We start from the raw sequence: 13,662 nt of genomic DNA, 5'->3' as shown, positions 1-13,662 counted from the left end.
TGGCTCCCTGAGCCAACGGCGCGCCTTGCTGGGGTGGATCGCCCACCAGTGGCAAGATGGTTATCCGATCGATGTTCATTTGCTTCATCGCCGGCGTGGCTTGGGTCTTCACGTCCTTGGGTGCCAGCGCGGTTATTTCATCTTTGGCACTGTCGTATGCATTGCCTGCCGCCGCCGTGCAGCCGCCGACGGCAACCGCCGCCAGCAATGCAAACGCGAAGGTGAGGCTACGCCCACGGCTCATAGGGTCACCTTGATCGCGAGCTCTTTGAGCTGGCGTGCATCTACTTCGGACGGTGCGCCACTCATCGGATCGACCGCCTTGCCGGTCTTCGGAAAGGCCAGCACGTCGCGCAACGAGTCTGTTCCGCACAGCATCATACATAGCCGATCGACGCCGAAAGCGCATCCACCGTGCGGAGGCGCGCCGTAGGTGAGCGCTTCGACCAGGAATCCGAAGCGGTCCAGTGCCTCCTCGCGATTGAACCCGAGCACTTCGAGCACCTTGAGTTGCAGCGCGCGGCTATGGATACGAATCGAGCCTCCCCCCAGCTCTTCTCCATTGAGGACCATATCGTAGGCGAGCGCGCGCATGCTCAATGGCGCCGAATCCAGTGCCGTTAGATCATCAGGATGAGGCGCGGTAAACGGATGGTTTACCGATGTCAGCCGCTGATCTTCTTCGCTGTATTCAAACAGCGGGAAGTCCACCACCCACAGAAACCGCAGTTCGCCAGTATTGGCGAGGCCGAATTTCGCACCCAACCGCAGCCGAATGTCTGCCAGCACCGGGCGAACCTGCCTTGCGTCGCCGGCAATCATCAGCAGCGTGTCACCACTTTGGAGTTGCGCGACTGCCTCAGCCCGCGCGCGTTCAGCCTCACTCACGTACTTGGCGCAAGGACCCTGCCACGCGCCGTCACCGACTTTTACCCAGGCAAGCCCCATCCCGTGGCGCGCACGCAGGGTCTCGGTCATTTCGTCGAGCTCGCGACGGCTTAGCTGATGCGCGGCAGGGAGATTGATGCCGTAAATCGATTGGCCGCGCGCCAGCACATCGGCAAACACCTTGAACGAGGTTCCAGCGAAGGCGGTGGTCAGGTTTTTCAGTTCTAGTCCGAAGCGCAAGTCCGGGCGGTCGATGCCGAATCGTTCGAGTGCCTCGGCATAGGGCATCCTCATGAACGGGGGCTTGATTTCGATCCCGTGCACCCGGCGATAAGCGGCCGCAACCATGCCTTCCGCAACTGCCATCACGTCATCGGGGCGCGGGCAGGTCATCTCGAGATCGATCTGGCTGAACTCGGGCTGGCGATTCGCCCGCAAGTCTTCATCACGAAAGCAACGCGCAATCTGATAGTAGCGATCGAAGCCGGCAATCATCAGGAGCTGCTTCAAGAGCTGAGGTGATTGGGGCAGAGCATAGAACCTGCCGGGATTCACCCGGCTTGGAACCAGATAGTCGCGAGCACCTTCAGGCGTAGACTTCCATAGAATTGGCGTCTCCACTTCCACGAACCCGTTGTCATCGAGGAATTCCCGGATCGCCTTGAGCGCCTGATGGCGGGCGCGCAGGTTCCGCTGCATGACAGGCCGCCTCAGGTCGAGATAGCGGTACTTGAGCCGGACATCCTCTGCGGCGGTGTCACCGTCGCCGATCGGAAAAGGCGGTGGCGCCGAAGGGTTGACGATCTCGAAGTCGGTGACCGTGACCTCAATCTGCCCGGTCGGGAGTTCGGGGTTGACGGTTCCCTCGCTACGCAGGACCACTTTGCCCCGCGCCGCGACGAAGTACTCCGACCGCGCGTCGGCGCCCGCATCGTGAGCCGCGGCGCTGGTCTCGGGATTCAAAACTAGCTGGATTAGTCCCGCGTGGTCCCGAAGATCGATGAAGATGAGGCCGCCGTGGTCGCGCCGCGTCTGCACCCATCCCAGCAAAGCTACTTCGCGGCCCGCGTCCGCGGCACGCAGGGTTCCGCAGTAGGCGGTTCGCTGCCAGGGGGGAAGGGGTGAATAAGCTTCTTGGCCGGCCATTTTTACCTTTTTGGAAGGATACCCGCCGTCAGCGGGGCATGAAACACTCACCCTACGAGAGCCGCACCGATAGTACGCGCCAAGTCGCCGACCACGACCTCGCTCTGTTTGCTTAAAAGCAGATCTCGCAGCTGGACTGCGCCGCGCTTAAGCTCATCTTCGCCCAGAATCACCGCGAAGCGGGCACCGATTTTCGAGGCGCGGCCAAGCAGCGTTTTAATTTTGCGGTCCGCAGAGAGAACTTCGACGTCGATCTGGTCGGCGCGCAGGGCCCGCGCCAGTGCGGTCGCTTGGCGAAGCGCAGGTTCCCCCAGCGCAATGATCGCGGCAGCGGGGCTCAGCGCCGCGACTTTATTCGCGGCCTGCACCGCCAGGGCGACGCGGTCGATCCCGATCCCAAAACCGATTCCGGCCATCGGAGCCCCGCCCAACATTTCCACGAAACCGTCGTATCTTCCGCCCCCGGCGACCGTGTTCTGCGCGCCGAGGTTTGCGGACTTAACTTCGAAGGTCGTGCGCGAGTAATAGTCGAGACCGCGGACCAGGCGATAGTTCTCGACAAAGGCAACCCCCGCGGCGTCCAGCAAGGATTTGACGGTGTCGTAGTGAGTTCGGCAGGGGACGCACAGATAGTCGATGCTCCTCGGCGCTGACTCGACCAGCGCCGCGTCAATTCTGCAGTCGAGCAGCCGCAGCGGGTTCTGGCGCAGGCGCCTGCGGCAATCATCGCAGAGCTGCGCTTCGTGTTTGAGCCCGAAATCGAGCACGGCCTGGCGGAACTTTGGCCGACACTCCTGGTCGCCGATCGAATTGATCTCGAAACTGAGCTGCAAATCCAGGGCGCGACGTAGATCGTCGAGGAGAGTCAGCAGCTCCGCATCGCAGGCCGCGTCCGGGCGGCCGAAAATCTCCACGCCGAATTGGAAGTGCTGGCGATAGCGGCCCTTCTGCGGGCGTTCCCGACGAAAAACCGGCCCGCTGTAGAAGAAGCGCTGTTCCGGATCGCTGCGATCCAGGCCCGCCTCGATGTAGGCGCGCACGACGCCGGCGGTTCCTTCGGGCCGCAGCGCGACCACGGTCTCACCCTGGTCGCGGTCCGTGAACGAATAGATCTGCTTTTCGACCAGATCAGACGTTTCACCCGCGGTCCGCTGGAAAAGCTGCACCGCCTCCAGCACCGGCGTGCGAATTTCGCCGATGTTATAGCGGCGCATCAGGCGGCGCGCCTGCTCCTCGACCAGGGCCATGGTCTGCGAATCGACCCCGAGGATGTCACGAAATCCCCTTAAGCGTGTCAGTTCCATTCAGCTCTGGCTTCCTGCGGCGCGCATGGCGTCGCGCAGTTTGCGATACCCGACTAGCTCGATGCCTTCGCTACGAATCAATGTGCGAGCCTGGTCGGACGTGAAAAAACGAAAGTCCGCCTCTCGTTGACGGGCGTCGCGCGCGCAGCCCAACAATTCCGTCCGCGCCAGAGCCGGATGACAGTAGATCTCGGTGATACCGGGGCGCAGGTCCCGAATGAGCGTCGTCCAATACGCCGTGGTCTCGTCGATGTGGCGAGGACCGCCGCTGTTGAAATGGTCGGGATACCAAGTGCCGTCGCGCTCCAAGCCGTCCAGCACCGCGTGCATCCCTTCGATTTTGCTAAGGGCGCGGCGCGAGACCATGCGTAGCGGCAAACGGTAGTCACGAGCAAGCCGACGGTAGATGTCGTGATAATCGGCACGCAGATGCAGCGGACCCATGTGCGAATCGAGGTGAGTTACGTCGATGCCCGCAGCCAGAGCCTTGTCAATTTGGGCTCGCAGTTCCGCCTCTGCCTCCTCCAGCCGGTCGTGCGCGTAGACCTGGGGCACGTCCGGCCATAAGTAGCCGCGCCCATCGACCAGCGAGGGTACCGCCCCGCGGCCCAGCACCGGACCCCATTTATAGGGCACCCATTCGCTGGTAAGGGTCAGATGTACACCGAGATCGGCGCTCGGATGGTTGCGTGCGAAGTCGGCGACCTCTTCAAACCAGGCGCAGGTCACCAGCACGGTAGCCGACGTGAAGAGTCCCGAGGTAAGTCCCTCGATGGTCGCCTCGTTCTCGTCGTGGCACATGCCGAAGTCATCGGCATTGATAATGAGCAACCGGGCGTCTTTTGGGTAAGCAAGTTTCTGCGCGGTGCTAGTTTCGTTGCGTGGTTCGGTCATCTGAAACGTTTCGACAAATCTAAACTTCGTTCCAACAAAGAAAAAGGGCCGCCTCGTGAGCGGCCCTTTTTCGGTGCCGAGTAAGGCGTCTAAGCCATCATCATACCGTCAGGATATGGATGGTGCAGGCCGAGCCCAGCCCGATCACGTGGGCCTGGCCGACCTTCGCGTTGGGAACCTGGCGCTCCTTCGCGCGCTCGTCCTGGGTGAGGTGCCAAACGACTTCGCAAATGTTCGCGACTCCGGTCGCCCCAAGCGGATGCCCCTTCGACAAGAGGCCGCCAGAAACGTTCACTGGCGCATGCCCGCCGAGATCAGGGTGGCATCCACCCTTGGTATCGATGAACTTGGCGGCTTCGCCATCTCCGCACAGCCCGAGGTTCTCGTAGTGCACGAGTTCCGCGGTCGCAAAGCAATCGTGAAGCTCGGTCAGCGCAACGTCCTTGGGTCCAATGCCAGCCTTCTCGTAAGCCTGCTTCGACGCACGCCGGGTTAGGGTGCTCACGTCGGGGAGGGTCAGGTCACGGTCGGTGTACGGATCAGAGGTGAGCACCGAGGCCGCGATCTTGGCCCGCTTACGGCCACCCGCCAACTGCTTGAGCTTGTCTTCGGAAACGAGAATCGCCGCCGCAGCACCGTCTCCGGTCGGGCAGCACATATAGAGCGTGTTTGGATACCCGACCATGCGGGCATTCATTACGTCTTCGAGCGACACCTCATTGCGGTATTGCGAGAACGGGTTCTTGGTCGCGTGCTTGTGAGACTTCACCGAAATTTTGGCAAAGTGCTCCATCTTGGTACCGTACTTGCGCATATGCTCGATGCCAGCCTGGCCGAACACCGCGGGCATCAGCCCGGATCCGAGCTTGCCTTCGGTCCCGTAGGCGGGATCACCGCCGCCCGCGCCGCCAAGCAGGCCCTGCTTGCCCATCTGCTCGACTCCAACCGCCATCGTAACGTCGTACATGCCTGACGCGCACGCCATGTAAGCTTCCCGAAACGCGGTGGAGCCGGTCGCGCATGCATTCGAAACGTTGATGACTGGAATGCCAGTTTGACCGACCTGCTGAAGGATGCGCTGACCTACCATGGCGTTGGCCTGGTACAGATTGCCGCAGGCGAACATCTCGACATCTTTGATGGCAACGCCCGCATCTTTCATCGCCATCAACGCCGCTTCGCCGCCAAGCTCCGGAACGCTCTTCTCCGGGTAGCGCCCGAACTTGACCATCCCGGTGCCGAGAACGTAAACATTTCGCATATCAAAACCTCCTGGCGGCCCGGCTATGCCGAGGTACCGTCGATAGTTGGTTCGCAGCTTTGTGAGCCCCGACTGGCCTCAGATCATTTACTGGGCCGATATTGAAACGCCACCACGTCATGGCCTTCGCGATCCTTCGCGACCACCGAGGTGACGAGCTCCACGGGCATATCGAAGCCCTTCTTGGGGTCCTTCTGCAGTTCTTCGTGATTCACGTCGATCAGGTTCGAGCGGACGCTCACGCCCTCGGGCAAGTCCACGATCACCGTGACGTAAGGAGTCTTGATGCCAGGGAATGACTGATGCACCACCGAAAAGACGTAGACCTTGCCCTTGTTGGAGAGGGGGATGGGCTTCAGCGTCCCGGTCAACCCGCACTTCGAGCATGCCACACGTTTAGCGTCGAGGAAGATCGCCCCACACGACGAGCACTTCTGGCCCTCGAGATGTGGATTCGAGCCGAGTTTCAGAAAAGGAACAATCGGACGCGGTCCCGAATCAGTTGCCTGGGCCTCTTCAGCCATGGAAAATTCCTCCGAACGATCCTGCTACTCTTCAAAACGGCGAAGCACCGCCTCGCGCGGCCTTCGCCTGGCGCGAAGTTTCCCACAGCCATCTAACTCCGTCAACCCAAACAGCGCTCAACATCAGCAATCCTAATGGTCACGGTGCGTCGCGCGATGGGACCTGGAAACCATCAACCACCAAGACCGAGCAGGAGGTCACCCGTTCCACTCAGGCAGCGGGCACCTCGGGCGCCCGATCCCGGTGCAGCAACCATCAGGTTGCTTGCTCAAATCGCGCGTCGCTTAGCGCAACGGCGAAGTCCCCGGTTTTGCGCCTGCGGTGCGTGGAGAGGCGATCGACTACTCACGTCCCTCAAGCCCGTAGCGGCTCTATGACGTTTGCTCATATGCTCGGCGATGGTAATCGAGAACCTGAGAAAGGAATCGTGATGGCCACCGAGGAAAACCAAGTTCAAGCAAGCGCTGACACAATCACCGGATCCATGGATGTCGAGCACACTCGGCTTCGCGACTTGTGGGAGCAGACCACAGCGGCGCTGAACGCTGAGGAATTTGGAAAGCTCCATAGCCTGGTGCGCGATCTGATCGCGGCGCTTAAGCGACACATAAGTGTCGAGGAGCAGATCCTGTTCCCCGCCATCGAGAGTAAAAGCAAAAACAACGAGCCAACCAACGCGATGCGTCTGGAGCATCGGCAGATGGAACACATGCTCGAGCAGCTTAAGCCGCTACTGACGGTTGCGGAGCTGTGGACCGGCATCAAGGCGGTTGAGGGTCAGGAAATAGAACCCGGCGCCCTGCTCCGCAGTCACGAAAACAAGGAGCACGACGTGCTCTATCCGCTCGCGGATCGGCTATTGGGAGGCGAAGAGGCGCGCACACTGGTCGCGCGAATGCGCACTGCGCAGGACAAGGGCTAAGCGCTGGAGTCGGCCGCGCGGAGCAACTTCAATCCGTAAAGTCCAAAGAAGGCTGAGCCTTCTCCTCGGAGGCTTGCTCCGTGGCTGGTGGCAGTCCGCCCTCTTCACTTTCCTCCTGATCAAGCAGTGCCGCCATCGCATCCAGGTGCCGGCGAATTTCTTCGGCCAGCTCGCGGTTCAACCCCTTGACCGCCGCGATCTCCTCTAGCGAGGCCAGGCGAATTCGCCTGAGGCTCCCGAAGTGCCGCAACAGCGTGCGCCGACGCACGGGCCCAATTCCCTCGATATCGTCGAGCACCGATCGCATCCGTGCCCGCCGCCGCAGCTCGCGGTTGTAGGTGATCGCGAAGCGATGCGCCTCGTCGCGCACCCGTACCAGCAGGAACAGTGCGGTTGAGTTCTTCGCCAGCACGATCGGATCCTTGCGATTGGGCAGAAAGACGCGTTCCTCCGATTTGGTCACCTCTTTGGCGCGTCGATCGTTGAGCACGTGCTGCTTGGCAAGCGATACGCAATCGATCTGGTCAGCCAGGTGGTGTTCCCGCAAAACCTGAAGTGCCACATTAAGTTGGCCTTTGCCCCCGTCGATGACCCACAGATCGGGATACTCGTTCTCACGCTTGGCGCGCTCCGCCCTCCGCCCCAGCACTTCGGCCATACTCGCAAAATCGTCCTGCCCTTCGAAGCCGCGAATTCGGTAGCGGCGATAGCGATTCTTGTCGGGCTCGCCTTCGTCGAAGGTCACCTGCGAGCCGACCACCATGGAACCCTGCAGATTGGAAATGTCGTAGCATTCGATGCGCTTGGGGGAGTTGCGCAGATGCAGTTTCGTGCGCAGCTCCTCGAGCATCTTCTCCCGGGTCTGTTCGTTGTCGCGGCGCGCCGCGAAACTCTGGTGTGCATTCTCCATCGCCATTTCCAGCAACCGCAGCTTCTCGCCGCGCTGCGGCACGAACACCTCGGTCTTCTTGCCGCGGCGTTCCGACCATAGTTCCGCGCGCACCTCGGCGTCCTCGAGCGCGACCGGCAGGAGGACTTCGTCGGGAAGGGTGCGGGGCCCCTGGTAGTACTGCGTCAGGAGATCGCCGAGCACTTCCTCATCGGGAAACTCGAGGTCCTGAAAACTCCATCCCTGCGTGCTGGTCAGTTTGCCGCCGCGCACGATCAGCACGATCGCTTCGATGAAGCCGCCCTCGCGATAGAGCCCGAAGATATCCTGATCGATTCCCCAGTGATGGAGCACGGTCTGGCGTTCGACCGTCTTTTCGATCGCGCGCACGCGATCGCGAATCTTGGCAGCGCTTTCGAATTCGAGCCGCGAGGCGTGCGCCTTCATCTGCTCGCGTAGTTCGCGCAGCAGCTCCAGGTTCTTTCCCTCCAGCAGCATCTGCGCGGCCTGCAGATGCTTGCCGTATTCCCCGCGATCGACGGTAAGGCAGCATGGCCCCATGCAGCGCTTGATCTGATATTCGAGACACGGGCGCGAACGGTTGCGAAACACTCCGTCGGAGCAGGTCCGGAGCGGGAAGACCTTCCGAATGACATCGATGGTTTCGCGCAAGCCGTCCGCCGATCCGAACGGACCGAAGTATTTACCGCCATCCTTGACGATGCGCCGTGTCACCGTGATTCGCGGCCAGGGATGATTGGTGATCTTGGCGCTCAGGTACGATTTGTCGTCCTTGAGCCGGATGTTATAGCGCGGCTTGTACTGCTTGATGAGATTGTTCTCGAGGATCAGCGCTTCCTTTTCGCTTGCGGTTACGATGGTCTCGAAACCGCGCACCCGCCGCATCAGGAAGCGTACCTGGAAGCGCCCGTCGCCCTGCTCTCCCTCGCTGCCGCGAAAATATGCCCGCACTCGTGGCCGCAGCGATTTGGCCTTGCCCACGTAGAGCACCTTGCCGGCCCGATCTTTCAGCAGGTACACGCCGGCAGACAGCGGAATGGTTTCGAGCTGGCGGGTCAGCGGATCTTTGTCGGCCGTGAGCGTCAACGCGGGACGGCTTGCGGGTTCGCTTGCGTCTACGCTTGGGTAGTCCACGAGCGATCCGTAGCGCGGACCCTCGGGGACAGGCGGCGCTTTCTCATCTTCAGACATTGGCCGTCATCATTATACCACCGTGATCGCCCTTGCCGCTCAGGTTGGCGGCGGCTCGGCGAGGCGTGCTATTGCGCGATGAGTAAACGGTGCAAGGAGGCAGATTAATGGGCAAGCTCAACGGCAAAGTCGCCGTCATCACCGGAGCGGCCAGTGGCATGGGCCGCGCTACAGCACTGCGCTTTGCCAAAGAAGGCGCGGCGGTCGTGCTCACCGACCTGAATTCGCACGGTGGTGAAGAGGTGGTCGCCGAATGCGCGGCCGCCGGCGGCCAGGCGGTCTTCCAACGCACCGATGTGACCAGCGAAGCGGATATCCAGGCCGCAATCGGTCGCGCAACCCGCGAATACGGCCGCCTCGACATCATGTACAACAACGCCGGCGTCGCTGGCGCACTTGGGCCGATCGAAAAAATCACCGCCCAGGATTGGGATCGCTCGATTTCGGTGCTGCTCCGCGCCGTATTCTTCGGGATGAAGTATTCGATCCCCGAAATGCGCAAGGTCGGCGGCGGATCAATCATCACCACCGCCTCGGTAGCGGGTTTGCGTGGCGTCGGCTACTTGGCGGCTTACAGTGCGGCTAAGGGCGCCATCATCACTCTCACGCAGGCGGTCGCGATCGAAGTCGGCCATGATCGCATCCGCGTCAATTGCATTTGTCCGGGGGGCGTGAATACGCCACTGGTCCATCGCGGCACCCGTGGCGGCCAGGAGGCGGCCGAAGAGCGGATGGCGAAAATGCAGCCGATACCGCGCGCGGGACATCCCGAAGATATCGCCAACATGGCGTTGTTTCTTGCCAGCGATGAATCCGAATGGATAAGCGGCACCGCGATGGTGGTCGACGGCGGAATCAACACCGGCAACGTCCGCTTCCGGGTGCCCGAAGCGGGCTTTTCGGGGCCATCCTTCGAGCGCTAGAAACCCGCGCTCGGCGAGTGACGATTTCGCACTTGAGCATCGCGGATGACAGCTCCCCGGGTCCAGACCTCGGAGGAAGCCAGAAGAGGAGAATCTTCATGGGTAGATTGGATGGAAAAGTAGCAATCATCACCGGTTCCGCCAGCGGAATCGGACGCGGTACGGCCATGCGCTTTGCAGGCGAAGGCGCTGCGGTGGTGATTGCCGACCTCAATGTTGAAGGCGGCGAAGCCGCGGTCCGCGACTGCAGGGAGAACGGCGGCCGCGCCGTATTTCAGAAAGCGGAGGTTTCAAGCGAAGCCGAGATAAAGGCGCTGGTCGCACGCGCCGTCAAAGAGTTCGGTCGACTCGATATCGTTTACAACAACGCCGGCATCGGCGGTGCGGTGGGCCCCCTGGAACAGATCAGTGTCGAAGACTGGGACAGAAGTATCGCGGTGCTACTGCGCTCGGTGTTCCTGGGCATAAAGCACTCCGTCCCTGAACTACGCAAGGTGGGCGGTGGGTCGATTATCTCGACCGCTTCGGTAGCCGGCATCCGCGGCTTTGCGGGATTGCATCCCTACTGCGCGGCCAAGGCCGGGGTGGTCAATCTCACACGCTCGGCGGCACTCGAATTCGCCAAGGACAAAATTCGTGTGAACTGTATCTGTCCGGGTGGAATCAACACGCCAATCCTTCACCGCAACCAGCCCGGCGTCAAAGAAGCGATGGAAGACTGGATGGCGAAGGGGCAACCACTTCAGCGCGCCGGTCATCCGGAAGATATCGCGGGGATGGCGCTCTACCTGGCGAGCGATGATGCGCAGTGGGTTACCGGTCAGGCGATGGTCGTCGACGGCGGGTTGACCGTCGGGAGCCAATTTTTAAACGCGGGAGACCGCGGGCAAAACCCTACCGCCCTGCCTCCCGCGGGCTACGTAGGACCTTCGTTCGAGAAGTAGTAGGGAGGGCGCAGACGTGGCCCCGTGTCCCGTCTGCGCCCTGCTCTAGTTTGCGCTTGCCCAGAATTCCTTGAGCAGCAGGCGCGGATGTTCTTCGGGCCAGAACAACTCGCGTGCGGCACGGTCGTGACCCTGCGCAACCCACCCAGGTTGTCGCGCAGTCAGCCGAGCGACAGCGGGCCTTTCGAATGCCGTGTCGGCGTCGCCCCACCGCACCTGTGACGGAATCCGGGAGGTGTGGAGTTGTGGAGCAACCGCGACGATCTGGTCGGGATTTCGTTCCGCCGCGGCGACTGAGTCTTCGATCGTTCAACGAGGCGGCCTTGCTGATAGCCCATGCCAAGGACCAAAAAGCAGCTCGCCGCAAAGACAGCGAAGTCACCAACCGTTTGTGGAGCGTCGCATCAGACAGTAGTAAAAGCTGCGCAAACTCAGGTGGGACGGTCCGGGGTCAACCTGAGCCGACCTTGGCGGATCGGTCGTTTGCCCGATGCTGCTCCCGCGGCCGCCGCTCCGGTCGCTGCGCCCGCGCCTTTGCGTCCGCGGGTCTGGCTCATCCGTGAACCAGCGGTCCCGGGCGCCGGAACGGTTGCAGCGGGCACGGGCGGCTGGTCCATTCCAAAGATCTTGCGCTCCAGACGCTTTATCTGGTCACGCAGCTCGGCGGCGCGCTCGTACTCCAGGTCGTTCGCCGCCTGCATCATCTCATGGCGCAGCGCGGTGATTCGGTCGGGGAGTTCATGCGGTGCAATGAACTCCTCCTCGGAGTCTTTCGCTTCTACTTCCGGCACGATCGCCCATTCCGGCGAGTACATCTCGACCAGCGACGCATCGATGGCCTTGGTGACCGATTGGGGGGTGATGCCGTGTTGCTCATTGTATGCCAGCTGCTTGGCGCGGCGGCGATTGGTTTCGCCAATGGCTCGCTCCATCGAGTCTGTGACGCGGTCGGCGTACATCAGGACGCGCCCGTTCACGTGACGGGCTGCGCGCCCGATGGTCTGAATGAGAGAGCGGGTCGAGCGCAGGTATCCCTCCTTGTCGGCATCGAGGATCGCGACCAGCGACACCTCCGGCAAATCCAGGCCCTCACGCAGCAGGTTGATTCCGACCAGGACGTCGAAGTCACCCTTGCGCAGGCTTCGGATTATCTCGACGCGCTCGATCGTCTCGATGTCGGAGTGCAGGTAGCGCACCCGAACTCCAAGGTCGTGATAGTAATCAGTTAGATCCTCGGCCATCTTCTTGGTCAGGCAGGTGACCAGGATCCGTTCATTGGCGGCGGCCCGTTTGCGAATCTCCTCGAGCAGGTCATCGACCTGGGTTCCCGCCCTGCGGACTTCGATTTCGGGGTCGATAAGCCCTGTGGGTCGAATGAGCTGCTCGACCAGCAAGCCTCCCGAACGCTCGAGCTCGTAGTCGCCGGGCGTCGCCGAAACGTAGACTGCCTGATTTATGTGGCTTTCCCATTCCTCGAAATTGAGCGGCCGATTATCCAGTGCGGAAGGAAGCCGGAACCCGAAATCAACCAGGGTTTGTTTACGCGAGCGGTCGCCGCGATACATACCCCCGATCTGGGGAATCGTGTTGTGACTCTCATCGATGAAGAACAGCGAACCATTCGGAAAATAGTCCAGCAAGGTAGGCGGCGGTTCGCCCGGAGCGCGCCCGGTCAGGTGACGCGAATAATTCTCGATACCCGGACAGAACCCCATCTCGGCGAGCAGCTCGAGATCGTACATGGTGCGCTGCTCCAGGCGCTGCGCCTCGAGCAGACGGTTCTCGGTGCGAAACCACTCAAGCCGTTCCTTCAGTTCGGCACGAATCGTCCCGACCGCGCGCTCCATCCGATCCGAGGTCGTGACGTAGTGCGAGGCTGGGTAGATCGCGACCGATTGTAGCTTGCGGATGACTTTTCCGCGCAGCGCATCGATCTCGGACAGAGCTTCAATCTGGTCCCCGAAGAACTCTATCCGCACCGCCCGGCTTTCTTCGTACGCCGGAAATACCTCAATCGTGTCGCCCCGCACTCGGAAGGTGCCGCGATGAAAGTCGTAGTCATTGCGCTGGTAGTGGATATCGACCAGCTTGCGCAACACCCGATCACGCTCGATGGTCTGGCCCTCTTCCACGAAAACCAGCATCTCGAAGTACACTTCCGGTTCGCCCAGACCGTAGATGCAGGATACCGATGCGACGATCAGTGCATCGTTGCGCTCCAGCAACGCCTTGGTCGCCGAATGTCGCATCTTGTCGATCTCGTCATTGATGCTGGCATCCTTCTCTATGAAGGTGTCGGTCGACGGCACGTATGCTTCTGGCTGATAGTAATCGTAGTAGGAAACGAAATAGCGGACGGCGTTGTCCGGAAACAGGCTTTTGAACTCGTTATAGAGCTGGGCCGCCAGCGTTTTGTTGGGCGCGATAACGAGTGTGGGACGGTTCACCCGCTCGATCACGTTCGCCATGGTGAAGGTCTTGCCAGACCCGGTGACCCCCAGCAGCACCTGGTGGGCTACCGCCTGCTGCACATTGCTTACAATCGCGTCAATGGCGGTCGGCTGATCGCCCTGCGGCCGATAGCTCGACACCAGCTTGAAAACGCCTTCTTTTCCGCGCGCCAAAGGCAACATAGGAAAAGTACCAGTCTAGCACACCGATCCGCATCATCCGAACCGGGATGGTCAGGGGTGCCAAGATCAGAAAAAAATTCGCGTAAATATACACCGTAGATTACATTTATAGTCGAATTCT

General features: G+C 61.1%; 11 protein-coding genes. 3 read left to right on the top strand and 8 right to left on the bottom strand.

The features are described 5' to 3' along the window. The 6 genes from VGI36_03535 to VGI36_03510 form a co-directional block, all read right to left on the bottom strand. On the bottom strand, positions 1 to 244 hold a 244-nt coding region (locus VGI36_03535), incomplete at its 3' end, for a hypothetical protein (protein HEY2484190.1). After that, on the bottom strand, positions 241 to 2,034 hold the full coding sequence (aspS, locus tag VGI36_03530; protein ID HEY2484189.1) for an aspartate--tRNA ligase: 1,794 nt from the start codon (positions 2,032 to 2,034) through the stop codon (positions 241 to 243). The genes aspS and VGI36_03535, both read right to left, overlap by 4 nt. Positions 2,035 to 2,081: 47 nt before the next feature. Beyond that, complete coding sequence (gene hisS, locus VGI36_03525; GenBank protein HEY2484188.1) at positions 2,082 to 3,338, bottom strand: histidine--tRNA ligase; 1,257 nt, start codon at positions 3,336 to 3,338, stop codon at positions 2,082 to 2,084. Continuing rightward, complete coding sequence (locus tag VGI36_03520; protein ID HEY2484187.1) at positions 3,339 to 4,232, bottom strand: polysaccharide deacetylase family protein; 894 nt, start codon at positions 4,230 to 4,232, stop codon at positions 3,339 to 3,341. It abuts the gene before it with no gap. A gap of 100 nt (positions 4,233 to 4,332) precedes the next feature. Further along, entirely contained in the window at positions 4,333 to 5,493 is a 1,161-nt protein-coding gene (locus tag VGI36_03515) for a thiolase family protein (GenBank protein HEY2484186.1), read from the bottom strand. Between the two features lie 83 nt (positions 5,494 to 5,576). After that, positions 5,577 to 6,017 (bottom strand): OB-fold domain-containing protein, encoded by a 441-nt coding sequence (locus tag VGI36_03510; GenBank protein ID HEY2484185.1) that lies wholly within the window; start codon positions 6,015 to 6,017, stop codon positions 5,577 to 5,579. Between the two features lie 374 nt (positions 6,018 to 6,391). Here VGI36_03510 and VGI36_03505 point away from each other — a divergent pair, with 374 nt between their 5' ends. Further along, positions 6,392 to 6,940: a hemerythrin domain-containing protein gene (locus VGI36_03505; protein HEY2484184.1), complete on the top strand. Its 549-nt coding sequence runs from the start codon at positions 6,392 to 6,394 to the stop codon at positions 6,938 to 6,940. A gap of 28 nt (positions 6,941 to 6,968) precedes the next feature. On the opposite strand, the gene uvrC is transcribed toward VGI36_03505, so the two are convergent. Beyond that, positions 6,969 to 9,041, bottom strand: a complete 2,073-nt coding sequence (gene uvrC / locus VGI36_03500) for an excinuclease ABC subunit UvrC (GenBank protein ID HEY2484183.1) — start codon at positions 9,039 to 9,041, stop codon at positions 6,969 to 6,971. A 107-nt stretch (positions 9,042 to 9,148) separates the two neighbouring features. Here uvrC and VGI36_03495 point away from each other — a divergent pair, with 107 nt between their 5' ends. Together VGI36_03495 and VGI36_03490 are read left to right on the top strand one after the other, a co-directional pair. Continuing rightward, complete coding sequence (locus VGI36_03495) at positions 9,149 to 9,964, top strand: SDR family oxidoreductase (protein ID HEY2484182.1); 816 nt, start codon at positions 9,149 to 9,151, stop codon at positions 9,962 to 9,964. Between the two features lie 98 nt (positions 9,965 to 10,062). Continuing rightward, positions 10,063 to 10,908, top strand: a complete 846-nt coding sequence (locus VGI36_03490; protein HEY2484181.1) for an SDR family oxidoreductase — start codon at positions 10,063 to 10,065, stop codon at positions 10,906 to 10,908. A gap of 431 nt (positions 10,909 to 11,339) precedes the next feature. On the opposite strand, the gene uvrB is transcribed toward VGI36_03490, so the two are convergent. Next, positions 11,340 to 13,541 carry an excinuclease ABC subunit UvrB gene (uvrB, locus tag VGI36_03485; protein ID HEY2484180.1) on the bottom strand — a complete coding sequence of 734 codons (2,202 nt, stop codon included), beginning with the start codon at positions 13,539 to 13,541 and terminating at the stop codon, positions 11,340 to 11,342. Positions 13,542 to 13,662 lie beyond the last annotated feature (121 nt).

Source organism: Candidatus Binataceae bacterium, assembly GCA_036495685.1.
In the GTDB taxonomy this organism is placed as follows: Bacteria; Desulfobacterota; Binatia; order Binatales; family Binataceae; genus JAFAHS01.
The sequence above is the reverse complement of the archived record's forward strand: the minus strand, read 5'-3'. Positions and strand labels throughout refer to the sequence as shown.